Below are 25,215 nucleotides of genomic sequence, written 5' to 3'. Positions count from 1 at the left end.
CTCATGTCTCAGCAGAAATTGCGTATCCTGCAGGTGTTGCGTGCTCCTGTGGGCGGGTTGTTCCGGCATGTGCTGGACCTGACGGAGGGACTCTCCGAACGAGGCCATGAAATCGGCATCGTCGTCGACTCGCTGAGCTCCGACGCCCTCACCGACCAGAAGCTCGCCCCGATCGCCGGCCGCGCGACGCTCGGCATTCACCGCCTGCCTATGCCGCGGGTGGCCGGTTCCGGCGACCTAACCACCCCATTCCGCATCCATGGCCTGGCCCGCAAGCTCGGCATCGACGTCATCCATGGCCACGGCGCCAAGGGTGGCCTCAATGCCCGGCTGGGCCGGCTGGCGACGCCACGCGCGGCGCTCTACACCCCGCATGGCGGCATGCTGCATTACGCGCCGCAATCGCGCTCGGGCAAAGTCTTCCGTGCCATCGAGCGCGCGCTGCTGCCGCTCACCGATGCGGTGATTTTCGAGAGCGCCTTCGCCCGCGACGCCTATATCCGTACCATCACCCAACCGCGCTGCCCGCACCCGGTGGTGCACAACGGCCTCGCCGAAGCCGAGTTCATCCCCGTCGCCCCCAACGCCGACGCCGCCGACTTCCTCTTCGTGGGCGAACTGCGCGATCTCAAGGGCGTCGATGTCCTCATCGAGGCCTTTGCCGACCTCACCAGGCCCGACGGCACCCTGCCGTCGCTGATGCTGGTCGGCGACGGTCCTGACCGGGCGCGATACGCGCAGATGCTGGAAGGTCGCAACCTCGCCGATCGTGTCACCATGCCAGGGGCCCGCCCGGCGCGCAGCATGTTCCCAACCGGCCGCTGCATGGTCGTCCCCTCGCGCGCCGAGTCCCTGCCCTATGTCGTGCTCGAAGCCACCGCGGCTGGCCTCCCGGTCATCGCCACCGATGTCGGCGGCGTAAAGGAAATCTTCGGCCCGACAGCCGGCGCCCTCGTTGCAGCCGGTGATGTCGAGAGCCTCAGGAAGGCTATGCAGGCCTTCCTGGACCAGCCCGACCGTGCCGCCGAGGAAGCGCGCGAGCGCCTAGATTTCGTACGGCCGCGCTTCTCGCTCGACGTCATGACCGAAGCTATAGAAAGCCTTTACCGTCAGGCGATTGCTAGACGTTAACGCTTCCGTTTCACCCCGGATTCATTCCTCGACCCGATAGTGGCGCGAACAAGAACCCACCTATGGGCCGTTGCGTCATGTTTCACCTGGACCCCAAGCAGGCCGTCCTCGATCACGTCTCCAGCCGCGCTCCGCGCAGCGGCGGACCCGATTTGTCCCCCGAAGCCGAAGCGATCATCGCCGCTCCGGTTGAAAAGACCATGTCGGCAACCGTCATCGTCGGCGCTGCGCAGGCGGTCGAAGCCCTCCTCCTCGCCGCAACCGGCTACGCGATCTACTGGCTCTATGTCGGGCACACGCCGATCTTCTATGTCCCGGTGATCCTGGGCGCGACGCTCTTGGCGAACGTCCTCATCAATGCCGCGCGGATGCACAAGGTGTCGTCCTATCGCCTCGGCCTGCTGCAGATCGGCCGCGTGCTCGCTGCCTGGTCTCTGGTCTTCGTCATGCTGATGGTGCTCGCCTATGTGTTCAAGGCGTCCGAGATGGTCTCGCGCGTCTGGCTGGCCGGATGGTATCTCGTAGGCATCGTGCTGCTCGTCGCCTATCGCATGGCACTGCGCGCACTCGTCATGCGCTGGACCGCCCAAGGCCGGCTCAAGCGCCGTACGGTCATCATCGGCGGCGGCAAGGATGCCGAGGCGCTGATCGATACCATCCGCTCTGGCGCCACCAACGACATCAACCTCCTCGGTCTCTTCGATGACCGGATCGATGAGCGTTCACCCGATATCGTCTCGGGCTACCACAAGCTCGGCAAGGTCGCCGATCTCGTCGAGTTCTCACGCCGTACGCCGGTAGACCTCGTTATCGTCTCGATGCCGCTCTCGGCAGAGAAGCGCGTGCTCGAAATGCTGCGCACGCTCTGGGTCCTGCCCGTCGACATCCGGCTCTCGGCTCACATGAGCCAGCTCCGCTTCACGTCGCGTGCCTACTCGTACGTGGGCGAACTGCCTGTCTTCGACATGGCCGACCGGCCGATTTCGGACTGGAACCTCGTCTTCAAGTGGGTGTTCGACAAGATCGTGGCGCTCACCGCGCTGGTCCTGCTCTCACCGATCATGCTGGCCACGGCCATCGCCATCAGGCTCGAGAGCAAGGGCCCGATCTTCTTCAAGCAGAAGCGGCACGGCTTTAACAACCAGCTCGTCGAGATGTACAAGTTCCGCTCGATGTATACCGACATGACGGACGCGACCGCCTCCAAGCTCGTCACCAAGGACGATCCGCGCGTCACCCGTGTCGGCCGCTTCATCCGCAAGACCTCCATCGACGAGCTGCCGCAGCTCATCAACGTTCTCAAGGGCGAGCTTTCCATCGTCGGCCCGCGCCCGCACGCGCTGCAGGCCAAGGCCGACAACATGCTCTATTACGAGGCCGTGGATGGCTATTTCGCGCGTCACCGCGTCAAGCCGGGTATGACCGGCTGGGCCCAGATCAATGGCTGGCGTGGGGAGACGGACACGATCGACAAGATCATGCAGCGAGTCAATCACGACCTCTATTACATTGAGAACTGGTCGCTTTTCCTCGATCTCTACATCGTGGTGATGACGCCCGTCTCGCTGTTCTCGGCCCGCAAGAACGCCTATTGAGCCATGTAGGCCTCGCCCAGCCGAGCCGTCAGCTCGGCAAGGTGCGCCTGTGACCTCGCCAGGTCCGTCTCCGCATGCGTACCGGTCCAGGCGAGCAATAGCATCCGCCTCAGCAGCACCAGCGTATCCATGGCAGCGATATCGGCCGCCTCGAGCGGCCGGTGCCGCAGGTAGCCCGTGATCCAGGCCTCCTTGAGTTCGGGCAGCACCGCCTGGTCGTCGATGAACGAAACCGCGGCCGCAAAATCGTAGGCGAACCAGCCGAAGCCGCAATCGTCGAAGTCGATCAGCGTCACCTTGTCCCTGGCCACCAACAGGTTGGCCAGACGCATATCGGCATGGATCAGCCCGAACCTGTCGCTCCCCTTGCCGTAAGCGGCCAGGTCCTGTCGCAGCCGTGCATCCAGTCGGGTCAGCGTGGCCCTGACCGGCTCGACGCCCGGTGCCTTCCGCCAATCCCCCCAGATGCCGTCGGTATCAAGCACCCCCTCGTCCCAGAGCGGCCGCTCGATGCGTTCAGGCCGATAGGTGGCCGTATGGATGTGATTGCGCGCGGCATAGCCGCCCAGCGTTTCGAAGAGTGGGGCGAGCTTATCCTCCGGGTGAGGTTCAACTCCGTCCTCGAAAGCGAAAAGCACGGCGTGCCGGGCAGAAATCTCCGGCGTTTCGACGAACTGCACCAGCGCGCCGTTTGCCCCCGGCAGCGGCCGGGGCACCGGCATCTCGCCTTCGGCACGCAAGGCGGCCACCCAGCCAAGCTCACTCTTGATGGCCGTCAGCGAGTGATAACCCGGGCGATGCAGTCGCAGGATGTGCTTGGAGCCGTCGGCGCCATCGATTCTGAACGTGTGGTTTTCCGAAAGGTTGACCAGCGTCGCGTGGCCGCCGGCCAGGTTCGGCCATAGATGCAGGACCTCTTCTATGGCACGTTCGATCAAGCCGGGCTCCCCTGCCGGCTCACGAACTGATTCATCCACCGGCGCTATCGCGTTGATTTTCTGGGGAGGCTTCTACGCGTGCGCGGCAGCTAAAGGAAGTCGTCGCGACGCGGTGTGAACGCATCGATGAGAAGTCCCTTTTCAAGCGCCTTGACGCCATGCAGCGCGCTCGGCGGCACGATGAAGCTGCCGCCCTTGGGCACGATCATCGTCTCGCCCTCGATAGTCACTTCAAACCGGCCTTCCGCCACGAAGCTCGACTGCACATGGGGATGGGAATGCAAGGCGCCCACGCCGCCCTTGGGAAAGGCGAAGGCCACCATCATCAGTTCCGGCCGCTCGCTGAGCACGGCGCGCATTACGCCGCCACCGCTGTCCACCCAGGCCACCCCCTTGGGCAGACTGAAGTTTTCACTCATTCCGATTCCTCATGCGCCTGCTGGTATGGTAGCAAAGCAGAGTGCATGATCTTCGTCAGGGAGTCGACTGTGTCCGAGCGCATCGCGTTTCGCATGAACCTCAATCCGGGCCAGGCGGCGGAATACAGGAAACGGCACGACGAGATCTTTCCCGAGCTCGCCAGGGCGCTCAAGGATGCCGGCGTTTCCGACTATTCGATCTGGCTGGATCCGGAGACCAACCACCTCTTCGCCACGCTGGTCCGCACCGATACGCACACGATGGACGACCTGCCCAACCAGGAGGTCGTCAAGCGCTGGTGGAAATTCATGGCCGACGTGATGGAGACTCACCCGGACAACGTCCCGGTGCAGGTCGACCTCGTGCCGATGTTTCATCTGGCCTGAAAAACAAAAGCGCGGCTGGGGGCCCCGCTTGAAGGAAATGGTCGGAGTGGCCGGATTTGAACCGACGACCCTTTGTCCCCCAGACAAATGCGCTACCAGGCTGCGCTACACCCCGACTGCGGGGAGACATAGAGATTATGGGGTTTTGAGGCAACCCCTGTTTTTGGGCTGATAAGAACAAACAGAAAATTCGGCGACGTTTTGCACATACCGGCGGGACGTTCCCCGCCCAAAACCCCGCCACAGGTTCATGATTCGTTCACGGGACCTGCCTGCCGCTCCCAACGCACACCGGCTCTCCATTCTGCCATCCACAATAGCTCAGCACCTGATCGCCCCGCTTCACGCCGAAGGGCGCGCCTTTGAAGCCGCAGTCCTCACAGGTGTAGATCGGCGCCATGGGCGTGACGGGCTGATTGTTGCGAACGATTGGTGGACCGGAAGGGACGTATTCGGTGGGCATAGCTAGCTGACGATGGTGAGAAACGCTGACAGTATGGTCTCGTGATCTGAGTCTCGAAAGTCGCTTGCATGTGCAACCTCTACTCCGTCACCACGAACATCGAGGCGATCCGCGCCTTTGTCCGCGATATGCAGGTCGATTTCGACACGATCGGCAACCTGGCGCCGCAAACCGGCATTTTCCCCGACTACCTGGCCCCAATCGTTCGCAACTTTGGCGACACCCGTGAGCTGACAAAGGTTCGTTGGGGCATGCCAAGCTCGTCGGTAGCGCTCTATGAGGCCGCCAAAAAGCGAGCCCAAAAGATCGAGGCGAAACAAGGTCGCTCACTGTCTCCAGAGGAGTTCAAGCGCCTCGTGGAAATGGAGCCTGATGGCGGCACCACCAATGTCCGCAACACATCTAGCGCGCACTGGAAGCGCTGGCTCACGCCGGAGTTTCGGTGCGTCGTTCCGTTCACGTCGTTTTCCGAGTTCAATCGCGAGGAGGGCGGCGACATCTGGTTCGCCTTCGACGATACGCGCCCGCTAGCCTTTTTCGCCGGCATATGGGCGCCGCAGTGGACCAGCGTCCGCAAAATCAAAGAAGGCACAGTGACGACAGACCTCTTCGCTTTCCTGACTGCCGAGGCGAACGCTGAGGTCGGTGCCATTCATCCCAAGGCCATGCCGGTGATTCTGCGAACTCCCGAGGAGGTTGAAACATGGATGACTGCACCGTGGGAGGTGGCCAAGGGACTCCAACGGGCGCTGCCAGACGGCGTGCTCCAGATCATCTCTCGCGGCTTCAAGGAAGACCCTCCGCCACCCGATGAGCCCGACACTGAACCGAGCCTCTTCTAGCGGCCGAACTTCCGCCCACCCTTCCTAACGCCCACCCAGGGCAGTTCGCCCGCGTTGTTTGCCTCACGGGCGCGCTGCATGGCGATGATTTGATCCTGGGAGAGTGGAACGGTCCCTGCCCCGTGCGAGCCGGCGAAACCCGGCGGCGCATTTGCGTGGCCAAGGGCGAAGACCGGAAAACGCCACCCGCATAGCGAGCAGCGCAGCATTCCCGCGAGATAGTCGCGGCCGCGGTAGAAATCGAAACTCCAGCCGAGTCGGACGGCCAGCAGATCAAGCTGAAGCTGTGCGTCGTGATTGCAGACGTAGTAGTGCGAGCAGAAAGCGCGGATGGCTCGCCCGGTCTCGTGGAAGTCCTGCAGGGTGCGGATCGAGCCCATGGCATCAGTGGAAGTTGCGCCCTGACGGCAAGGCGTCAGCGATCTGCTTGGCCTGCAGGTCGAGGTATTGCTGCCGCTCCCGCGTCCTGCGCTCGTCGACATTGTCGGTCGTTATTCCGACGTCGAAGCCGCCGGCAACCGCTACCATCTGCCCGGTGAGATCGATGAATTCCTTAGCGACCACGTGAACGACCAAGCCCTCACGCTGCAGAGGTCCGCGCACGGCCATGACGCGTGCGCCAAGAACGGTTCGGCGATTGGCCTCGAAGGTCTTGGGCCAGACAATGATGTTGGCCACACCGGTCTCGTCCTCGAGCGTCGCAAAGATCACTCCGCTCGCCGTTCCCGGGCGCTGCCGCACCAGCACCAGGCCGGCTACAGTCACCCACCTCCCCGGATCGACGTTGCGCAGTTCATCAGCCTGCACGATGCGCCTGCGGCCGAGGTCCTCGCGCAAGAAACTCATGGGGTGCGCTTTGAGCGAGATCGAGAGCGCCCGGTAGTCGTGGATGACCTCTTCGCCAAGGAGCATCGGAGGCAGCTTGCTTTCGCCCGTGATGTCGTCGCCGTCCACTCCCGCAGCCGCAAAGATCGGAAGCGTCTCGGCTCCATGCTCGCCGATGAGCCCACGGATGGCCCACAGCGCATCGCGGCGGGAGAGCCCCAGGGACTGGAAAGCGTCAGCGTCGGCGAGCTTCTCCAGCACTGACGGCGACAGGCCGGTGCGAAGCCAGAGATCGCGCACGCTGTCATAACCGCCGCGACGCCGGGCAATGATCAGATTCGCATGCTCGGTCCTCAAGCCCTTCACCAGGTTGAAACCGAGCCGGATGCCCATATTGCCCCAGATGTCTCCTTCCATCTCCGCGTGGCGCGCCGCGATACCCACACCGGCTTGGTTGGATTTTTCCATGACGATTTCGAGGTCGGAGAGATTGATGTCGACCGGACGGACATCAACGCCGTGATCCTGCGCGTCGCGGACGATCTGAGCCGGGGCGTAGAAGCCCATGGGTTGGCTGTTGAGCAGCGCCGCGGCGAACACATCCGGATAGTGGCATTTGATCCAGCAGGACACGTAGACCAGGAGCGCGAACGAGGCGGCGTGGCTCTCCGGGAACCCATAGCTGCCGAAGCCCTCAATCTGCTTGAAGCAGGCATCGGCAAAGTCCCGCTCGTAGCCTCGCTCCAACATGCCGGCGATGAACTTGTCCCGGAACACGCCGACACCGCCGGTGCGCTTGAAGGTGGCCATGGCGCGCCGCAGCTTGTCGGCCTCGCCAGGCGTGAACCCAGCGCCGACGATGGCGATCTTCATGGCCTGCTCCTGGAAGAGCGGCACGCCATAGGTCTTCTTGAGCACATGTTCGAGCTCGGGCGACGGGTAACTCGTCGGCTCCAGCCCCTGCCGGCGCTTGAGATACGGATGCACCATGTCACCCTGAATGGGCCCGGGGCGCACGATAGCCACCTCAATGACCAGGTCGTAGAACTCGGTCGGTTTGAGCCTGGGCAGCATCGACATCTGCGCCCGGCTCTCGATCTGGAACACGCCGATGGTATCGGCGCGATGGGTCATCTTGTAGACGCAAGGATCCTCGGACGGCACGGTCGCTAGCGTTAGCGACAGGCCATAGTGCTGCCGTAGCAGGTTGAAGGCCCGACGGATGCACGAGAGCATGCCCAGAGCCAGCACGTCGACCTTGAGGATGCCGAGCTCGTCGAGATCATCCTTGTTCCACTCGATGACCGTCCGATCCTCCATGGCAGCATTGGAGATGGGTACCAGCTGATCAAGACGGTCGCGGGTGATGACGAAGCCCCCGACATGCTGACCGAGGTGCCGCGGAAAGCCGTACATCTCAGTGGCGATCGCCAGGACCATGCGGACAACGCGGGCATCAGGGTTCATCCCGGCCTCGCGCAACCGGGCGTCGGTGATATCCATCCGTCCCCAGCCGAAATTGGTGCTGGAGATCGAAGTGATCATGTCCTCGGAGAGCCCAAAGACCTTGCCGACATCGCGGATGGCGCCCTTTGTTCGGTAGGTGATGACGTTGGCGGTCAGCCCCGCACGGCTTCGCCCGTACTTCTGATAGATGTACTGCATCACCTCTTCGCGCCGCTCGTGCTCGAAGTCGACGTCGATGTCTGGCGGCTCGTCGCGTTCCGTCGAAACGAACCGCTCGAAGAGCAGGTCGACGAGCATGGGGTCAACTTCGGTGATGCCGAGGCAGAAGCACACCGCGGAATTGGCAGCCGATCCCCTACCTTGGCAAAGGATGCCGCGCTCCTGGCGCGCGAAGCGAACGATATCCTGGACAGTTAGGAAATAGGCCGCGTACTTCATTTCCGCGATGAGTTCGAGCTCGTGCGCCAGACCCTTTCGCACACGCTCGGGAATGCCATCGGGATAGCGCCGCTCGGCGCCTTCCCAGGAAAGGCGCTCCAAGGTCTGCTGGGCGGTCTCTCCGTTGCCGACTGTTTCCTCGGGGTAAATGTATCGGAGCTGATCGAGGGAGAACGAGATGCGATAGAGGATGTGCCGGGACTGCGCCAGGGCATCCGGGTGCTCACGAAAGAGCCTGGCCATCTCGGCTGGCGACTTGATGTGGCGCTCGCTATTGGCGGAGAGTTTCTGGCCTGCTTCAAAGATGGTGACGCCTTCCCGGATGCAGGTGAGGACGTCGGCGATCCGGCTGCGGGAGGGCTCGTGGTAGAGCGCATCCATGGTCGCAAGCAGCGGCACCTCGGCCGCCGCGGCGATCTCGGCCAGTTGCGCCAGCCGCGCTCGGTCGTCCCCGTCATATCGGCAAGCCGCCGCCAGCCACACTCTGCCCGGCGCCGAGCGAGACAACCACGAAGCAGTAGCGCCCGCCCGCTCCAGATTCGCATCGGGGATGACGATCATGAGTTGGCCGGCAGAATAGTCGGCGAGATCCGTGAGCTCTAGGTAGCACTCCCCTTTTGGCGCTCGGCGGTTCCCAAGTGTCAGGAGTGCCGAGAGGCGGCCGTATGCCTCGCGATCGGAGGGATAGACTGCAATGTCAGGCGTGCCGTCGGAGAAGACGAGCCTCGCCCCCACGACAAGTTTGAAGGCCGGAAAGTCCTTTGCCAGGTCGCGGGCTGCCGAGTAGGCGCGGACGACGCCGGAGAGCGAATTCCGATCGCAGATACCGATGCCTGACAGCCCCAGCGTCGCCGCCTGCGCGACCATCTCGAAGGGGTGGCTGGCGCCGCGGAGGAATGAGAAATTGGTGGCAGCGATAAGCTCTGCGTGGGACATGGCGGGGCTTGGATTGGCATCTTGTTCTCGTTACGTTCTAATCACGAACGAGACCATGAGTCCAGACGGAAGAGACGAGACGTTTGCCGTCGTCGATATAGACGCCTATTCCGTAACCGCTCAGCCTAAACCTTGACGGCTTTGTAGACGGGCATTCGCAGATCAAACCGGTAGCCACGCATACACACCTTCGCGGTGTCAGGCCGCCTAGCGCCAGGGTGGCGTTTCTCTGCCAAACTCACTTCGAGTGTACCTGGACCATCGCGACCCGGATATCACGCCTTCTGCAGAAGCATGACCCCCACGCCATGTTGGGTCACTATGAACTCGATCCCGACGGCTTCTAGCGTACTTTGAAGCTGCGCCACCGTTCGTGCATATGGACTCCGGCTTCCGGACTCGAACAGCCTTATCGTGCGCGGGGCCACACCTGCATTGGTAGCAAGCTCTTCCTGCGTCCAATTCACCAGCGCGCGAGCGGCCCGCAGCTGATTGCCTGTGATCACATCGGGAATCCTTTTGCGGTGCAAGGATTGTCCGTTGAGACCCGGCAAACGTCAAGAATTCTCGAACACCCACCCCGTCGTTAACCATAACGACGCAAAGTGTATCGATAATAGCCACACTTTCTTGCAATTTTAAACAAATTGCGTCATAAGATCATCGCCAACTCCGGTCGTGTTAACTTTCCGACCGTCGAGCACAACGCACGTAATCGGCGGATGGAGCACCCCGCCGCGAACATGAATCTTCCGAATAATCCGGCGGCGGACGCCGCCTTTTTCGTGGCCTTGAGGCCCAGGAGTATGGATATGTCTCTACTTGCGGTCAGCCGCGTGCAGGGTTCGCATCCCCCTGCCCGTCCCACCCCGGGAATAATCGACCGGAGTTTCGTCTGTCGGAGGCTTCAGCGAAATGCCATCGCTCTCATAGTCGCTCATCCTAAAGCAGAACTGCTCGGGTCTGACGAAATGGTCGAGAACCTGGCCAGTAGCCAAGCTTTTGAAGCTACCGACTTGGTCATCCTCCGTATCGCTCTCGGCGCCCAACGTCATACGCTTCTGTGCATTCCCGAACGCGTATGGCGTGGGCGCAAAAATGACCTGTTGGAACTGAAGCGGCTCGCCGGCTGGTCCGGCAGGAGTTGTGTTCTCGTCCCTGAGGCCGCGATACAGAAGCAGCCCCGACTTAACTGCGCCCGGGCCATCGACGATGCTGCTGGCATCGAAGTCACTATGGAGCAGAGAATGGAGCTCGTCATGCACCTGGTCGAACGGGGAAAATCAAGCCTTCTCGAGTGCGCCTCTGCCGTCACGCATCCCTCCCCCTTCACCGCAGTTCTTCACCTTGTTGCTGCCGGAGTGCTCAAGATGAACATCGAAGCTCCGCTTACCCCGGAATCGACCGTTGAAATGGCTGACCCTGGCTAAGCCGTACCATCATCATACGAACAACTCCCGATCCGTTGGCGTGGCTGTATGGAGTAAATTTCGGCAGCCCTAAGGACTCAGAATGACCGCATGGACACGGATCGTGGTTCCCGCGCCAGGCGAACCGGATGACCTCGCCGAAGTGGTGCAAAAACTGCGGGTCCTTGGGGCGGCGGCCGCATTCACCTTAAATCCTCCGCTTGCACCCGATCTTGCCTTCGTCCGTTTTGACGATGGCGCCGGACTGAAGCGAGCAATTCGTTGCTTGGTCGTGACGTGTGACAATGCTCCTGACCCGAAGGAACGTGCACGAGGGCGGAAGTTGCTCCTTCGCTTTCGTCGACTACGGCGGCGCCTACTTCAGCGACCTCAGCGACCATCGGACGACGAACTCGTCTGGCGCTACGTCTGCGGCGAGATCGATGCATTCACAATCTGCTCCATAGCGGACTGGAGCGAAACGGATTTGGCCCACGCCTGCGCACTAAGGGGGTTCTCCCCGCTTCATGCGGAGACGTCCAGTTAACGGTCGCCGCCGCCTCTTTACCCTCCCAAGCAAACAAGGCGAATGCGCGAGGATGCGCTTCGGCGCGGTCCGTCACCATCGGTGCACAAGTACCAACTGGTAGCGTTCATGACGTCCCCCGTCACCTCCGTCCGTCCCGACCTGATAAATAGCCTCGCTGTCGACCTGAGCCGCCTGGAGGTAGAGGATATTCCCGATCCCTGGAAGGCGCTCCTCCTCGTCAACAACTGGACCTTTGCTTCGAACGTCGGGCTTTCGTGCCATCGATTTGCACGCGCTTGGACGCGTGCTCCTCACAAGATGGCATCTGCTAGGTAGGCAATGGGGAGCGCGGATCGACGGGCTGACGAAAAGATTGCGACAACTCCGAGTCTTCTCGAGATCGCGAGTATCGAAAGCGCGTCGCCCACGTCTGCTCTTCGGATGTCCGGTTTGACTATTGTTAGCCGCTCGCACCCGACAAACTTCCCGTCGAGAAGAGGGCACAAGATCGCCCTTCTACGGGCGCCACTGCGGGCGGCCGATGGGCCATCCTGCTCTGATCTGCGCGCCCGAGACGGGCGGTTGCAAGAGCAAGTTCGCACTATTCGAACTGAAGCAGGCGGGTGAGGCGGAAGTTCGCCGACACTTGCTCGTGCCTGGAGATCCGGCCGTCCACTCTGCCGCCCCCCTCAAGAAAGTACCCGCCCCGGCATCGATTGGCCACCGCCCGGACGAATTGGCCTGGCCTCACGGGTGAAGTGCACGCCCCATCGGAGAATGCTAATGGACGTTGAAATCAACGACGACGAAGAGCCGGAAAAGGCCGCAGCCTCATCCAGCGCAAAACCGATCAGCTCCCGCCTCGCCGTTGCCTCGGTCGCCTTGGATCTCGCGCTGGGCGCTCCGGGACGCCGCTTGTTCAAAGACAAAAATTGGATAGCCGCGGTCATCCAGGTTCCGACCGATCAGTGGGTCGAACCCATCAAGGAGGCCCTGCATGCGATCAACCCAACCATCAAATTCGCCACCGAATACGAGAAGCCGGCGAGCAGGACGGCAGAGGGAAGCACAGTCGCAGCGACGATCGCTAGAGGACAATCGGTTGTCGGCGTTTCCGCGGCGCCCGATCGCCGTCTGCCGGCAGTCTTCCTGACGGCAGCTACCCACCGGTACAAAGTAGCGCCTCTGACGCCACGAGACGTCGCTTCGGCCATGAAGCGCTGCCTCACGGGCAAAACACCGGCATCGCTCAATGGCTTGGATGTCTCCGAGCTCGATTTTGATCTGCTGTGCGCGTGCATGCCGATGGGCATCAGAAAAGCTGCGGCCGTCGAGCGGCTTTCCTGCGCTCTGGTTCGACCTGTTCAGCCCATGGCATCGACCGACCCCGCCTACCCAAGCCTCGAAGATGCCGTGGAATATGGCGAGGCCCGGGTGTGGGGACTGGCCCTCAAGACCGATATCGCCGACCTACGCGAAAAAAAGGTCTCGTGGTCGGACATCGACCGCGGCGCCGTCCTCGAGGGCCCACCAGGCTCGGGCAAAACGACTTTCGCCCGAATTCTGGGAGACGCCTGCCGCCTGCCGGTCATTATGGGCTCGATCTCGGAACTCTTCGCTAGTTCCGGAGGCCACCTTGACGACGTCATCAAGGCACAACGCAAGCTCTTCGCCCAAGCTGCCGCGGCGGCGCCCTGCATCTTGTTCATCGACGAACTGAACGCCCTGCCCGACCCCTCCACGATCTCGCCACGCGGCAAGGATTGGTGGCTACCCCTGATCTACGACTTCTACCTTCTCCTGGATTCGGCGATGTCCTCGCGAGAGGGCATTATTGTCGTCGGCGCCACCAATCTCATCGAGGAAATTTCCCCAGCCCTTCTGCGTCCGGGGCGACTGGAGCGCGCGATCCATATCGGGATTCCCGACTCGGATGGGCTAGCCAACATCCTACGGACGCACTTGCGCGAGGACCTGAAGGGACAGGATCTCCTCCCGTTGGCGAAAGCAGGAGTTGGCGCCACCGCCGCAGAGGCAATGGAGTGGGTGCGCGCGGCGCGGCGGACCAGCCGCCGTGCGGGCCGCCCCCTGGTTTGGGAGGATCTCATGGCGCAGATCACACCGCTCGACACTCGGTCGGAGACCGATCGCTATCGGGCCGCGGTCCACGAAGCCGGCCACGGTGTGATCGGTTTGGCGTTGGGCGAACCCCTCAAGGAAATATCGATCGTCCGCCGGGGCGCCTCCGGCGGCCGTGCCACCTTCGAGAAGGTGACCGAAACACTGTTCGACCGCGAGCGCATGGAGCGTCACGTTACCATGGTCCTCGGCGCGTCGGCGGCCGAAGCCGAGATATTCGGTTCGCCTTCCAGTGGTGCGGGAGGACGCCCCGACTCCGACCTTGCCAGGGCGACCGAACTGATGGCGACGCTCCGGTGCAGCTACGGTATGGCCGGCTCCCTGCTATGGGTGGCGCCCGGCGAGATGACCGCATTGCTGAAGTTTGACCCAGCGTTTCGACATGCCGTGGAGGGAGACCTCCAGCGCCTCTTTGCCGATGCGCAGCGCCTGGCGAGCCAGTACAGGAAGCAAATTCTCGCGGTTGCCGATCTGCTTACTAGGGAGGGTCAGGTTTCGGGAACTCAGGTGGCCGTAATGGTCGCTCAACGGGCCGCCGGACAATAGTCGGCTTTCGAGTGCGCGCGTAGTTGTTCAGTTGAGACCCACGCCGGCTAACCTTCACGTTCGGCGAGCCGGCTGCGGGCGAGCTTGCCGAACCCGCTACGCACAATCTCCGGAGTGCCACCTTACGCCTCTTGCCTTGCGGTGGGTCGGCTCGACCGGTGCTGATTGTCGAGAGGTGGGTGAGGCACGCGGGATCGGTTGCCAGTCCCTAAGGTGTCGACCCTTCCGCGGAGCATACGCTGTACGGAATCCGCGGTGACAACCCGACTTCGCCGCGACGGTGCGTTGGCGGATTGCCATTCATGAAGCAGGGCTCGGATCGATTGCCCGGCATCTGAGCTTGGATCCGAGGGCCCGCGAAAGCTTCACCAGAGGGGTAGTCCCGACGACAGTCTCACTCGAAATTTCGGGAGCGCCTGGCGAGCCGAGCCAAACGGGAACGACGAACCCTGCGCTGATGCTTTTCCTCGATGGATTTTTCGCGGTCGCGCACCCCTTGTGCAGCTTCCATCCGCATCTCGTAGTAGTCGAAAGCGCTCCGGTTCTGGATCTGGATCAGTTCCATGAGCCTGGAGAGGTCGCCTTCCTGCCCTGGCTGCCTCATCTCGAGCAGTTCCACGCAGATCAGCGCAATTCGGCCGATGACATGACCATGGTCGGTGAAGTCGCCATATTGAGTGTACAGCTGCTCGGCGGGAATGACCTCGCCCCGCCTCAACTCCACCACGTGTTTCCGCTTGGGGTCGTAAGGCTGGGTGGAACGGCTGACCATCAAGGTCTGGGTCGCATACTCGAACCTGCCGATAGTGTTTTCAACCTGCTTTTTGGTCGCCGTCGGCGGCAACAGATCGTGGATTGCCTCGAGATCGTAGAAGTTGGCGTAGTGGGCGGCACCGGCCGGCGCTTCGTTTTCGGTTCGGCCGATTGCCCAACGGTAGAAAGTGCCCAGCAACAGAAAGTCGGCTAGCGACAAGGGATCCCGTTTGGTTGCAAGGATTTCGTCCAGATACGTGTTGACGTCAACTTCCGGCGGAAGGGGAGGCCTGGGCTCTTCGTAGAACCCGTCCTCGGCATCTTGGGCAATCCCTGTATCGTCAGTCATGGCACTCTCCCCCGCTGTGGGCGAGAAACTAGCCGCCAATCCTTGCGCAGGTATTTAAATCCTTGGCGCCGAACAATCCTCTCCGACCTCGGGTTGCCATTCCATGGTTGCCGCCACCACGTCGAGCTCGTCCGACAGGTCGATCGGGAGGTGCCTCGTCATCCAGCCGGTCAGAGCATCACGGAGTTTCCCGGATAGCGCTGGAGGAAGTGTTGAAACGAATTCCCCCATTTCCTCCGGAGTCCAGTCGCGTTCGGCGATGCGGGCATCGATCTCACGATTCATGAATTGAAGGGACCGGTCCTGCGCCTCCGCCAGGGAAAGATGGGACTGCAGCGACTGCAACCAGGTCTTTCCGTGCTTGAGCGACTGGCCGCATACGGCTTCATAGTTTGATTTCATCAGTAGTTCCTTTCCTGACGCAACGGTCGCGTGAACCTTGGAAAGTCACAAGTGTCCGATCAAACCGCGCGTCTGTCCGGACGCCGAATTGGTGCCGCAAAGCTCGTCACTGCCGCGTGTCGCAGGAACGCTGTTTCCCGGCGGAGGGCCTGAAATTCGGCGCTACTTCCGAGGCCGGGCCCAAAGGACACGTTCGGATTCCGACCCCGCCAGGTGGCGCATAGGCGCTTGAGTGCGGTGGTGGACTTTATGACGGCAGCGGAGGTTTGGTGCGCGTGCGGCAACGACGGCCGCGCCGCGCTGGGGCCGCGTTTGCCCCGAACTGCGAAGGAGCATCGCATGACCAGCCTGCCTGTCAACGCCATTTCGTCGCCTATTCCGCGCGACGACAAACTGCTGGGCTCGACCCTCGGTGCCCGGCTCTCCCAATCACCCGAGCCCGGCTCTGCGGTGGAGGTCGGCCCCATTGTGATCGCCCTCGACGAATTCCGTGTTCCGGTACCAGGTTCGCGGTTTCGCATGACCGTACAACTCGCGGTGAATGAGGCCAGCCAGGCCGTGATAGCCTTCGTACTGGCCAACGGGCAGCCGGACGGACATCACATGGCGGACCTGATTGCCAAGGCTGCAAGGAAAGTTCGCCGCTCCGAGCCGAATGCGGTGCTTGCCTTGTCGGTCGACCGCGGTCGCGCGTTTTGGGAGGCAGCAAAGGTGTACCCCATCATGCGCTTCGCTTCCGTTCGTTATCGGTCACCGTCGGAACGCGTGTCGCGTCGCCTTGAATCGATCTTGGCAGGGCTCACGGCGAACCACCGTGGTGCGGGCCTTCACGTAGAAAGCAGTCTCGAACTCGACAGGATAGTCCGAACCGCGATCCGCACGTATCACCTCTGTCTCGCCAACCCGCCGGCAGGTGGAACAGACTTTCCGCCGAAACCAGCCGCGCGCTGACGTCCCGGCAAGTTTGGCCCAATAACGCGCAAAGCCAGGATCTTGCAGGACCCTGGCTTCGCTTCCCCTCGATCGATGTGAATTGCCTCTCGCACGATCGCTTCAACACAACCCATCAGGTCGCGTGCCCGCAGTGTCCTCAACGGCTCTTCAGCTGTCAAGAAACTGCTCGGTACATGGCATCGGAGAATCCATGTTTAGCGTACCCCCTTCCCGTTCGCCGTCAATCAACGGCCTCCTCTTTCCTGTTATCCACGCCGCGGGAGGTCTTCCTGCGGCCGAACCCTTGCCGTTGACCCTCGCTTGGCATGTATCCGCCTACGCCCTTGATGTGGTGGCCGGTCGCCGCTCTCTAACGAAACCCATGGCGGAAACCTATCTCGACGAGGTGACCTTCGCGGGCCGTCTTGGCGCCAAGCGCCCCTCGTCGGCCGCCTTCGTCTCCATGGTGCGGGCCCACATCATCGACTTGGCCCTCCCGGCCGACTGCGACGCACCGCGGGCCAATTGCAGCAGTCCGTGGCCGGCCTCCTGCGCCGTCGATACTGACTGCCGGCTGGAATTCACCGCAAGTCTGCTTTCTTCTTCCGTGCTGGTTGACCCGGCCAACGATAATCTGCGGAGGGACTGAGGCATGGTTGATGCAGCAAACTGGCCTGACGGTCTCAGCGATCGCAGCGATCTGGAGTTTCCCGCTATCAAGAAGTCGCGCGGCTCCCGAAAGGTTGCGGCGCGAAGCAAAGGGAGCGTCAAGGGCGGTCTCGTTTGCCCGGTCACCGACCGCATGATCGAGACAGACTCCAACATCGAGCATAACGCGGTCGTTCACGCCTATTCTGATCGCAATGTCCGAACGGTCCGCACGCAGGCCGCCAGGATCGACTACAGGACGCCCGAGGACGTCGAGGCGTCCCACCATCTCGATGTCGTTGCGGAAACCTATGGCGGTCTCAAGGCCGGGCTGGTGGTCAAGCACAGCAGCAAGGCCGCAAAGATGCGCCTCACCGACTTCGTCGCCCATCTTGCCGAATGGACGCCGGCCTCGGTTGCGGACACCCTTGCGCCGCTGACGGATCGCGATCTGCCCGAATGGCATGTCCGGAACTGTCAGCACTTCTTGTCCGTCCGCGCCGATCAACGCGGCGCGTTCGACGACCTCGTCCGGGAACATGCGCACGAGGTGGTGGAACCGACGCCCATCCGCGACTTCACCGCACGCTTCGGCGGCGGCGAGTTCGCCTTCCGCCCCGTCATGCGAGCGATTTTCTGGGGCACGTTCGAGGTCATGACGGAGGGGCTGATCGATGCCGATACCGTCATCCAGTTCAGTGGCGAAGTCATGCCCGACCTCGATCAGGAGCGTCGGTATCCCCTTCCCGTTCGTTTCGGAAAGGACAACAAATGACCAAGGCCGCACCCCTGTCGCTGCCCCTTCCGTCTCCTATCGCCAAAACCAGCCGCGTTCTGCTGGACGGTTATCGTTTTCGTGTGGAGGAAACCCGCGACGATCGCCAGTTCCTGGTGTGTTCGGACAATTCGAACACCCACCGCGAACTCCATTTGCACCAGCTCGGCCGCCTGCGCGATACCGGTTCGATCATTGAAGAGGAGAATTTCTTCAACGACGACGGCAGCGTTGCTGCCGCCGACCGTGCCGATGCCCACTTGTCAGGGATGACGGAAGAACAGCTGTACGACTGCCATTGGATGCACGAGTACATGGTTCGGCTGCACGACGGTTATCGGAAGAAGCTGGTCAAGCTCCACGAAGCCTCTCTGCACGCCTATTTCACCCTCGACCTTCAACTGGAAATCCATACTGCGACCTTGAAGCGCCTGGAGAGGTTCAAGAGCGGGCGGAAGGGCCAGAACACCGGACTTCCGGTTCGTCCGTCCACGTCCGACCTCAAGCGAGCCTACCGCTTGTTCCGCTTGCCGGGATACAGGATCGAGGATCACAGGAAGCACTACTATCGCTGCACGCAGGGCGGCAAACGCCTCGAACCGTTCGTCCAGGTGGTCAGTGAGAACGTCGTCATGGAATTCCATGCCGCCGAACAACGCATGAACCGCTCGGCCATCCGACGGCTGATCGGAGCCCGCCTCAATGACGGCAAGCCCGAGGGAGAGTGGACCATCCAGCCACCTAGCGATGGCGCGATCAAGCGCATCATCACCGGCCTGAAGGCGAGCAAGCTCATCGGCTCGCAGCGAGGTGAGGGGGCCATGGAGGATGAAACCGGCTCCTGGACCAAAGGGCCGATCTACACGCGACCCGGTGAGATGGTGCAGCTCGACTGCTACAAAACCGACCTTGTGGTTTTCCTCCAGCGGGCCGGCATTTGGGCGAACCTGAGCCGTGCCTGGCGCAGGCTGCTCGGAAAGTTCCGTCGCCGCGTATGGGTGTGCGTATGCATCGACGTCGCCACCCGCTGCGTTCTGGGTATTTCCTTCGGGCTTGCGGAAAGCGCCGAACTTGCGGTGCGGGCGCTGCGCATGGCGCTGTCGGACAAGTCGATATACGCCAAGGTCTCGTCTTCAGGCGGCAAGCCGCCGCGTGCCATCGGCATCGCGGGCATAAGGACCGACTCCGGCGCGGCCTTTCGCTCGGCCCGGTTCCAGAACGTGGCCTACAACGTCACCCGCAACGTCCAGATCGGCGTGGTTGGCATCTCACGCCACCGTGGCACCGTCGAGCGCTTTTTCCGTACCAGCCACGAAGGGTTCATTTCGTTCTGGACAGGGCGGACTTTCTCCAACGTGGTCGAACGCGGTGACTACGATCCGGTAGCGCGCGTTTCCGCCTTTCTTGCCGATTTCGGCAACGGCTTTTTCCGCTGGTGCACCGACGTGTATCACGGACTCGGCCACGGTGGCCTCGGAGGTCAACCGCCGATCGATTGCTTCAAGGAGGCAATCGCAGACACCGGATACGTGCCGATCATGGGCCCTGACCGCATGCGCATCGCATTCGGAATCGACATTGAACGCAAGCTCACACCGCTTGGCCTCCGGTTTGCTGGCATTCAATATTCGGCGAACTGGATGGCGGAGCGCTTCAAAAACAGTAGCCGCAAATCGAAGGACTCCAAAGGCCGCAGTGGCCAGTGGATGCGCTTTAAGGTCGACCCGGAAGACCTCGGCCGCATCAGCGTATTAGTGGACGGCCAGTGGGCTACGCTCCCCGGGCCGCCGGAAATGCAGGGCATTCCCCTGAGCTTCTGGAAGATGAAATGCGAAGCCCTGGCGCGCAAGCATGGCGAGCAGGCGAGCGTGCGCTTCGAGACAGCAGCAAAGGCGCTCCTTTCTTTCGCGGATCAGAGCGCGGAGGCACGCTGCAAGGCTCAGTTGGAAGACTGGTCGTACGACAGCGACAAGCTCGAGCGGGCTGACGAGCGCATCAAGCTCACCTTCGTCTATCGGCCCCAACCTAAAGCCCACGGCGGTCCGCGGATAATTTCGCAATCCGGCGGCTATTCCACCGGTGCTCGCCTGTCCCCGCCGGCACGCGCCGCCGAGCCCCCGACCGAGGACGGCGTGGATGAAGACGACGTATTCGGTCTCGACCTTCAGGACCCGGTAACTCCGCCGACCGAAGACGATCGTCTCGCGGCTGACAACGACAACATCGGTGAAGATCCCATTCCCGAGGATGCGGAAGACGAGGCTGATGATGAGCCTTCAAAGCCTCAGCGGGCGATCGCGAAGACGAAGGCCACGGGGCAGAAGAAGCCTGCGGCAAAATTGGACTGGGCTCCCGCCCCCCGCATCAACCAAATCAAGAAAACCGGTTAGGAACGGCCCGTGTACGACAAACTTCAGGAAGCGCGCGAACAGACTGCGACGGTCGATTTCGAGCAGACCGTAGATGAGCTTGCCGAGCGCGTTTGGCCCACGGCGCAGCTGACCATGGTGGAGGCGGACATCCGTCGCCTCCACCAGCAGATCGCATCGACGATTGATAGTGGCAAAGAATGGGGCCCGAGCAACCGCAAAGCCGCCAGGGCGCTCATCGTTGTCGGTACGAACGGCAGCTCCAAGTCGTTCTCGATCGACTACGCGTTGTCTCGCTTGCCTCCGGTCACTCTCAGGTCCGGCGTACAGGTTCCGGCTAACATCCTCTATCGCGAGGCCAAACAGGGTGATGCGAAAGCTTGGCTCTTCGACACCCTTTCAGTGCTCGGCTACACCATGGCAAGAACTCCATCACCGGAACTTGCGAGCGCCAACATCGAAAACCGGATGCGCCGCAACAAGTTCACCATGGTAGCCTTCGACGAGTTAAGCCGGGTGCTTCAGCCTCGAAATTATGGCTCCAAGCGCAAGCTTACCGAGCAGGCGGAAGTCGTTTGGTCCCAGATAATCCAGATCATGTCGGACCCCGTATGGCCGACGCCGGTCATAGCCTCGGGCACGCTCGACCTCATTGAAACGCTGGAGCTGCACAATTCGCGCACCGGGGAAACCGTCGCACGCGGCGACATGAACCGGCGCGCGGACATTACCACTCTGCCCGCCCTCACTATGGACGATGCGGAGGCGCTCGAAGCCTATCTCCATCAACCTGCATTCCCCAAGTGGCGTGTCGTTTGAGGTGAAGATCGCCTGTATCCGAGCGCTAGACAAGGATTTTCTGCCGCAAGCGGCACCTGCGGTCGCGCAGACTGCTGGATCTGGACGGATCAGACCGCGAAGCCGCTGTTTCCTTGCCCAGGGGCGGCGTTTTTCAGCGCAGCGGACAGATCTGTCCAGCCGCTTTCGTTCAGTTTGAGCGTGGATCGCGATCATGCGCATAGCGGTGGCGCTCGCAATCGGCGGATAGCGGCGAGGATGGCGCGTACCATCGTGCCGGTGACAGCGACCTCGGCCAGCTGGAAGGTGATGGTGCGGGCGTGACGGACCACACGTGCCCCGATCTTGATCAGCTTCAGTTGCAGGCTGGTCAACGACCAGTCGGCCATGGCCTCGGGCAGCTCGATGCAGCGCAAGAAGGTGGCCAGGTTGTACGCCAGGGCGTGCAGTTGCAGCCGCACCTCATTGTCGCGGAACTTCCGGCACGACAGCCGCGTCCAGCGAAAGGCGTATTTGCCCTCTTTGATGTGCTGCTCGGCGGTGCCGCGCTGGTTGTAGAACCGCACCACCCAGTCCGGCTCCATCGGCAGGTTGGTGACGATGAAGCCGAAACGCGGGAACAGTTCGCCCGGATGCCATTCGATCTTGGCGATCACCCGGCGTTCCTTGTCCCAGGACGCCGCCTGATACTCGAATTCCTCGAAGAACCGCTTGACCTTGGTCAGTGACGGCCGCCCGACAGGGCGCGTTAGCCGATGCGCGATCTTGTCCTTGAGGACCGCGTTTGCGGGCAGCCGGATGGCGTAGAAGAACCGCGCTTCTTCCAATCGCTCATAGATCGCCGGGATCGCGTAGGCAGCATCGGCCCGGAAGAACCTGCCACCAAGGTCGCGCTCCGCGTAGCGCGCAATGACGGGGTCGAGAACATCACGCCAGCCATCGGCGCTGTGGACGTTGCCATGGCGCAGGGCGCAGCGTTCCAGCATCCCGAACTGGTTGAACAGAAAGTTGGGGTGATAGCAGCTACAGTCGAAATGGCCATTCCAGGCGGACCCTTCCTGGTCGCCATGGGTCGGGCTGACCGAGCGTCCATGTCCAGAACGATGTACTTCAGCCCGTTACGGTCATGGAACCGGTCGATCCATTGCCCGTTCAGGTCGGCCAGCGCGGCACGGTTCCCGGCCAGAGCCAGCGTCTCGGTCTCGAACCGTCCCATCTGCGATGCCGAGGCCGCTTGTGCATCGACCGCTCTGCCGCCGACAACTTGGCGCATGACCGGATCGCAGGCGAGACGGTTGGCGTCGTTGACATCCTCGTATCCGGCCAGCCGCCCAAAGACTGATTGCCGGAACAGGCCGTCGAGCCGATGGACCGTGTTCTTGCCAGAGCGAGTATCGCGCAGCGCCGCTGACGCCAAATCGGACAACCCGAGCGCGTCATCAAGCTCGCGCATCACCAGAAGGCCGCCGTCGGAACTGAGCTGCGTGCCGCGAAATTCCAGCCGCACGCGAGGGTCGAAATCCACCCGATCTGCCCGTTGCAAGCCCGCACCCTCTGGGTGATCCATGAAACGCGCCCCTCGCAGCCTTCAACACCATGTTTTATATAGGAAATATAATGGTCAGGACAGCGAAATCAGCGCCTTACTTGGGAAATGTGGGATCAATATTGTCAGGATGCCGGCGTCACGTACCGTCTGACTTCCAGGGACGAGGTCGGTGGGCGCCTCGTCAATGCATCCCGGCGGGCCATCGGGACCGCGTTGTCCATGTGTCAGTGGGCGGTAGCTCTCGCTTCCATGCGCCGCCGCGGCGCCTTGCATATCGAAGACCTCGCGCATGTCCTTGCAATTCGCGCCAGCATTCCCGCCGACGCGAACCTCTTCCTCCTCGACAATTGGGAGGACATTAACTTCGAGAAGGTAGCCCCGCGTGACTTCGCACAGGCTCGCTATCGCAATGACGATGACGACGGGGAGAACATCTGATGGAACAGGATGATGTCATCCGATTGCCGGACGCCCTACCCCTCATGCCGCGTGAGACCGCCATGAGTTACATCATCAGGCTCTCCGCATACTACGGCTGCCGAAACCCCGAGCAGTTCTGCAAGGACATGGGCATGTCGATCGATGCCGTACTTCGCGGCGAGCCGGAGACCCTGTCACAGCTCGCAAGAGTGACTGGTGCGAGTAATGAGGAACTGGATCGTTGGTCCATCCGCGGCCAAGGCTCCGCTCGCAAGTTCATAAACGGTCAGGCTGTCCACCATCAGCGCGTCTCCCGGCGGAGCTGGAAGTTTTGCCCACATTGCGCGCGCGAAGACATCGCCGCCCATCCCGATCTGCCGCCCGACTTGGCCTTCTACGTTCGGGCCGAATGGCAGTGCGCCATGTTGGATATGTGCGTGCCCCATGAGGTCAAGTTCGTGCACTACCGTGTGCGCAGGCGCTCCCTCAATACGGATCTGTTGGACTTCTTGTCAGGTTTCGCAGCTGACCTTGAGGACATCGAGGCCGAACCGTGCAAGCCAACCCCGCTAGACAAGTACACCTACGCGCGTTTGACGGGTGCACAATATGCCCCGGTGCCGTTGCTCGACAACCTGCCGCTCTGTGATGCCATCAGCCTGGCACATGGCTTGGGCGCCGCAATGAACGATGTAAGGGCACCTTGGAGCGAGGTGAACGAGGAGACGCGACAGGCCTGCGGGGCCGACGGCCTCAATGCGTTCGCGGGCGGCTCCGCCGGTCTGCTCGCTGCGATGCGCGTGATCAGAGCGCTTGCCTGGGCGGATCGGCCGCCCGCTGGATGCATCGGCCGCATCACGAGGTACTTTAATCGTATTCAGACCACTTCCGCCAGCGCCGCTGCCGGCGAGGCTCTGGCCGCAGCCGCCTTTGCGACTTTCCCGTTCCTGATCGGCGATAGGCTATTCGGCGTCCGCTATGACGCGCCTGTACTCCTGCGCAGTCACGGGGCACGACAGCACCTTGGTGTCACCCTGAGGATCTGGAGGGATTTGCTCGCTGCCCGTCCCTCATGGGTGGTGTATTCGGACGGAAACGGGATGCGTACCCTGATCGACATCAAGGCCGCCGAGGCCGCCCTGAGGCCGCATCTTCCGTTGGTCGCCCACTCCGTGCTCGCAACGGAGTATGCACTGTCGAACACCCAGCTTGCGCGCCTAGTCGCATCAGGTGTTGTGCCTCCGAATGGCGTTCCAGGCTTGGAACATCGAAAAACCATCTGCAGTGGTCCAACCGCCCGGGCTTCTTTGGACAAATACCTCTCCGCCGGAGAACCCGACACCGGCCCGGTTGGCCTGGCCGCTGACAATGACAACGGAGTTGAAGGGCAGCTGTCGGTGCTTGCCTTAAGCAAGCGATACGCGATCGAGGTCCCTGTTGCGCTCGACCTGATCGACCGCGGTCGATTGGCCTCCTCCCAACTAACCTACTCAGTCAATCCACATGAACGGATTGGAGTCGACCCGGTGGAAGCAATGCGCATAGTCTATGGTGTCCAGAACCCGATGACCTCGCAAGAGGTACGAAACCTCCTGCAATTGCATAACGGCGCCCTCGACATTCTCGTCGATGCTGGCTTCTTGTTCGCGAAAACACGCAAATTCGTGAACGGCAAGATGAGGGTTTTCGAGCGCGCCGAGGTCGAGAGGTTCCGCGAAACGTACGTGATGTTCCGCGAACTCGTCGGGGCGGGGATTTGCCGACCAGGCCAAAACTTGACGCAGAAATGGAGGTCGGAAGTCGTCCCGGCTTACCGATGCTCCGAATTTGCTCTCTACTTCAGGAGGGATTTTCGGATAACTGCCTGATTGTAGGCGAAGAGCAGAAAAGAAGGGGCCGCGCATTGCGCGGCCCCTTCTTTTTGGTTCGTACAGCCAGATTTCGTGAGAGTGCGATTTCGCCCTAACCCCCGTTTTGGGTCAAACCTAATGGCAACATTTCGGTGCCCGACCCTAGGGAATCCGGGCCTCTCGCGGTGGTCTGGGCAAAACCAATCCCAATTCAAGACTCGGCTTGATAATGCGACGCACCACGTCCAACTTCGAGTAACGTCAGGTTCCGCGCCGGCGGATAAGCCGGCATAGCTTAGAGCCGC

General features: G+C 61.8%; 20 protein-coding genes, 1 tRNA gene and 1 pseudogene. 13 read left to right on the top strand and 9 right to left on the bottom strand.

Translation table 11 applies throughout. The features are described 5' to 3' along the window. Window positions 1–3: 3 nt before the first annotated feature. Together JNE37_RS18560 and JNE37_RS18555 are read left to right on the top strand one after the other, a co-directional pair. Window positions 4–1,131: a glycosyltransferase family 4 protein gene (locus JNE37_RS18560; RefSeq protein ID WP_203064242.1), complete on the top strand. Its 1,128-nt coding sequence runs from the start codon at window positions 4–6 to the stop codon at window positions 1,129–1,131. 77 nt (window positions 1,132–1,208) lie between these two features. Further along, complete coding sequence (locus tag JNE37_RS18555) at window positions 1,209–2,726, top strand: undecaprenyl-phosphate glucose phosphotransferase (protein WP_035039045.1); 1,518 nt, start codon at window positions 1,209–1,211, stop codon at window positions 2,724–2,726. On the opposite strand, the gene JNE37_RS18550 is transcribed toward JNE37_RS18555, so the two are convergent. Continuing rightward, window positions 2,720–3,664: a phosphotransferase enzyme family protein gene (locus JNE37_RS18550; protein ID WP_203064240.1), complete on the bottom strand. Its 945-nt coding sequence runs from the start codon at window positions 3,662–3,664 to the stop codon at window positions 2,720–2,722. The two genes, JNE37_RS18555 and JNE37_RS18550, sit on opposite strands and share 7 nt — an antisense overlap. 89 nt (window positions 3,665–3,753) lie before the next feature. Continuing rightward, the gene (locus JNE37_RS18545; RefSeq protein WP_379125320.1) at window positions 3,754–4,089 is read right to left on the bottom strand and encodes a cupin domain-containing protein; all 336 of its coding nucleotides are present in this window, start codon (window positions 4,087–4,089) and stop codon (window positions 3,754–3,756) included. Between the two features lie 39 nt (window positions 4,090–4,128). On the opposite strand from JNE37_RS18545, the gene rhaM reads away from it, so the two are divergent. Then, a complete protein-coding gene (gene rhaM, locus JNE37_RS18540; protein ID WP_203064228.1) occupies window positions 4,129–4,470 on the top strand; it encodes an L-rhamnose mutarotase in 342 nt (113 codons plus the stop codon). Between the two features lie 38 nt (window positions 4,471–4,508). Here rhaM and JNE37_RS18535 read toward each other — a convergent pair. Further along, window positions 4,509–4,585: transfer RNA gene (locus JNE37_RS18535), tRNA-Pro, on the bottom strand. Between the two features lie 416 nt (window positions 4,586–5,001). On the opposite strand from JNE37_RS18535, the gene JNE37_RS18530 reads away from it, so the two are divergent. Continuing rightward, window positions 5,002–5,775 carry an SOS response-associated peptidase gene (locus JNE37_RS18530; protein WP_203064221.1) on the top strand — a complete coding sequence of 258 codons (774 nt, stop codon included), beginning with the start codon at window positions 5,002–5,004 and terminating at the stop codon, window positions 5,773–5,775. On the opposite strand, the gene JNE37_RS18525 is transcribed toward JNE37_RS18530, so the two are convergent. From JNE37_RS18525 to JNE37_RS18515, 3 genes are all read right to left on the bottom strand, one after another. Beyond that, a complete protein-coding gene (locus tag JNE37_RS18525; protein ID WP_203064220.1) occupies window positions 5,772–6,155 on the bottom strand; it encodes a hypothetical protein in 384 nt (127 codons plus the stop codon). The two genes, JNE37_RS18530 and JNE37_RS18525, sit on opposite strands and share 4 nt — an antisense overlap. Before the next feature lie 4 nt (window positions 6,156–6,159). Continuing rightward, window positions 6,160–9,441, bottom strand: coding sequence for an error-prone DNA polymerase (locus JNE37_RS18520; protein ID WP_203064219.1), 3,282 nt, complete (start codon window positions 9,439–9,441; stop codon window positions 6,160–6,162). Between the two features lie 275 nt (window positions 9,442–9,716). After that, on the bottom strand, window positions 9,717–9,908 hold the full coding sequence (locus tag JNE37_RS18515; protein ID WP_246513690.1) for a helix-turn-helix domain-containing protein: 192 nt from the start codon (window positions 9,906–9,908) through the stop codon (window positions 9,717–9,719). Window positions 9,909–10,088: 180 nt separating this feature from the next. Here JNE37_RS18515 and JNE37_RS18510 point away from each other — a divergent pair, with 180 nt between their 5' ends. Further along, window positions 10,089–10,871, top strand: coding sequence for a hypothetical protein (locus JNE37_RS18510; protein ID WP_203064218.1), 783 nt, complete (start codon window positions 10,089–10,091; stop codon window positions 10,869–10,871). A 1,291-nt stretch (window positions 10,872–12,162) separates the two neighbouring features. Beyond that, entirely contained in the window at window positions 12,163–14,064 is a 1,902-nt protein-coding gene (locus tag JNE37_RS18505) for an AAA family ATPase (protein WP_203064217.1), read from the top strand. A gap of 394 nt (window positions 14,065–14,458) precedes the next feature. On the opposite strand, the gene JNE37_RS18500 is transcribed toward JNE37_RS18505, so the two are convergent. Both JNE37_RS18500 and JNE37_RS18495 read right to left on the bottom strand, forming a co-directional pair. Beyond that, window positions 14,459–15,166 (bottom strand): hypothetical protein, encoded by a 708-nt coding sequence (locus JNE37_RS18500; RefSeq protein WP_203064215.1) that lies wholly within the window; start codon window positions 15,164–15,166, stop codon window positions 14,459–14,461. Window positions 15,167–15,220: 54 nt separating this feature from the next. Next, a complete protein-coding gene (locus JNE37_RS18495; RefSeq protein WP_203064214.1) occupies window positions 15,221–15,568 on the bottom strand; it encodes a hypothetical protein in 348 nt (115 codons plus the stop codon). A gap of 339 nt (window positions 15,569–15,907) precedes the next feature. Between JNE37_RS18495 and JNE37_RS18490 the strand changes: the two genes are divergently transcribed. The 5 genes from JNE37_RS18490 (at window position 15,908) to JNE37_RS18470 (ending at window position 21,112) form a co-directional block, all read left to right on the top strand. Then, window positions 15,908–16,519 (top strand): hypothetical protein, encoded by a 612-nt coding sequence (locus tag JNE37_RS18490; protein ID WP_203064213.1) that lies wholly within the window; start codon window positions 15,908–15,910, stop codon window positions 16,517–16,519. Window positions 16,520–16,712: 193 nt separating this feature from the next. Continuing rightward, a complete protein-coding gene (locus JNE37_RS18485; protein ID WP_203064212.1) occupies window positions 16,713–17,150 on the top strand; it encodes a hypothetical protein in 438 nt (145 codons plus the stop codon). Between the two features lie 3 nt (window positions 17,151–17,153). Next, complete coding sequence (locus JNE37_RS18480; protein WP_203064211.1) at window positions 17,154–17,924, top strand: hypothetical protein; 771 nt, start codon at window positions 17,154–17,156, stop codon at window positions 17,922–17,924. Beyond that, window positions 17,921–20,314: a DDE-type integrase/transposase/recombinase gene (locus tag JNE37_RS18475; protein WP_203064210.1), complete on the top strand. Its 2,394-nt coding sequence runs from the start codon at window positions 17,921–17,923 to the stop codon at window positions 20,312–20,314. The genes JNE37_RS18480 and JNE37_RS18475 overlap by 4 nt, the downstream gene beginning before the upstream one ends. Before the next feature lie 9 nt (window positions 20,315–20,323). Beyond that, complete coding sequence (locus JNE37_RS18470) at window positions 20,324–21,112, top strand: hypothetical protein (protein ID WP_203064209.1); 789 nt, start codon at window positions 20,324–20,326, stop codon at window positions 21,110–21,112. Window positions 21,113–21,303: 191 nt separating this feature from the next. On the opposite strand, the pseudogene JNE37_RS18465 reads toward JNE37_RS18470, so the two are convergent. Then, window positions 21,304–22,658: pseudogene (locus JNE37_RS18465) on the bottom strand (IS1380-like element IS1247 family transposase). Between the two features lie 231 nt (window positions 22,659–22,889). On the opposite strand from JNE37_RS18465, the gene JNE37_RS18460 reads away from it, so the two are divergent. Further along, window positions 22,890–23,078: a hypothetical protein gene (locus tag JNE37_RS18460; RefSeq protein WP_203064208.1), complete on the top strand. Its 189-nt coding sequence runs from the start codon at window positions 22,890–22,892 to the stop codon at window positions 23,076–23,078. Continuing rightward, window positions 23,078–24,928 (top strand): TniQ family protein, encoded by a 1,851-nt coding sequence (locus JNE37_RS18455; protein WP_203064206.1) that lies wholly within the window; start codon window positions 23,078–23,080, stop codon window positions 24,926–24,928. Before JNE37_RS18460 ends, JNE37_RS18455 begins: the two co-directional genes overlap by 1 nt. The last annotated feature ends 287 nt before the right edge of the window (window positions 24,929–25,215 follow it).

Origin of the sequence: Paradevosia shaoguanensis (genome assembly GCF_016801025.1) — a bacterium.
Lineage (GTDB): Bacteria > Pseudomonadota > Alphaproteobacteria > Rhizobiales > Devosiaceae > Paradevosia > Paradevosia shaoguanensis.
Note: the sequence above shows the minus strand (reverse complement) of the source record. Positions and strands in the feature narration are given on the sequence as shown.

What these genes read in the sequence shown, in the direction of transcription:
- JNE37_RS18555 (WP_035039045.1), top strand. Translation starts at nt 1,209, where the DNA reads ATGTTTCACCTGGACCCCAAGCAGGCCGTCCTCGATCACGTCTCCAGC.
- JNE37_RS18480 (WP_203064211.1), top strand. Translation starts at nt 17,154, where the DNA reads ATGGTTGATGCAGCAAACTGGCCTGACGGTCTCAGCGATCGCAGCGAT.
- JNE37_RS18485 (WP_203064212.1), top strand. Translation starts at nt 16,713, where the DNA reads ATGTTTAGCGTACCCCCTTCCCGTTCGCCGTCAATCAACGGCCTCCTC.
- JNE37_RS18560 (WP_203064242.1), top strand. Translation starts at nt 4, where the DNA reads ATGTCTCAGCAGAAATTGCGTATCCTGCAGGTGTTGCGTGCTCCTGTG.
- JNE37_RS18490 (WP_203064213.1), top strand. Translation starts at nt 15,908, where the DNA reads ATGACCAGCCTGCCTGTCAACGCCATTTCGTCGCCTATTCCGCGCGAC.
- JNE37_RS18525 (WP_203064220.1), bottom strand. Translation starts at nt 6,155, where the DNA reads ATGGGCTCGATCCGCACCCTGCAGGACTTCCACGAGACCGGGCGAGCC.
- JNE37_RS18495 (WP_203064214.1), bottom strand. Translation starts at nt 15,568, where the DNA reads ATGAAATCAAACTATGAAGCCGTATGCGGCCAGTCGCTCAAGCACGGA.
- JNE37_RS18530 (WP_203064221.1), top strand. Translation starts at nt 5,002, where the DNA reads ATGTGCAACCTCTACTCCGTCACCACGAACATCGAGGCGATCCGCGCC.
- JNE37_RS18475 (WP_203064210.1), top strand. Translation starts at nt 17,921, where the DNA reads ATGACCAAGGCCGCACCCCTGTCGCTGCCCCTTCCGTCTCCTATCGCC.
- JNE37_RS18455 (WP_203064206.1), top strand. Translation starts at nt 23,078, where the DNA reads ATGGAACAGGATGATGTCATCCGATTGCCGGACGCCCTACCCCTCATG.
- JNE37_RS18460 (WP_203064208.1), top strand. Translation starts at nt 22,890, where the DNA reads ATGCGCCGCCGCGGCGCCTTGCATATCGAAGACCTCGCGCATGTCCTT.
- JNE37_RS18505 (WP_203064217.1), top strand. Translation starts at nt 12,163, where the DNA reads ATGGACGTTGAAATCAACGACGACGAAGAGCCGGAAAAGGCCGCAGCC.
- rhaM (WP_203064228.1), top strand. Translation starts at nt 4,129, where the DNA reads ATGATCTTCGTCAGGGAGTCGACTGTGTCCGAGCGCATCGCGTTTCGC.
- JNE37_RS18500 (WP_203064215.1), bottom strand. Translation starts at nt 15,166, where the DNA reads ATGACTGACGATACAGGGATTGCCCAAGATGCCGAGGACGGGTTCTAC.
- JNE37_RS18520 (WP_203064219.1), bottom strand. Translation starts at nt 9,441, where the DNA reads ATGTCCCACGCAGAGCTTATCGCTGCCACCAATTTCTCATTCCTCCGC.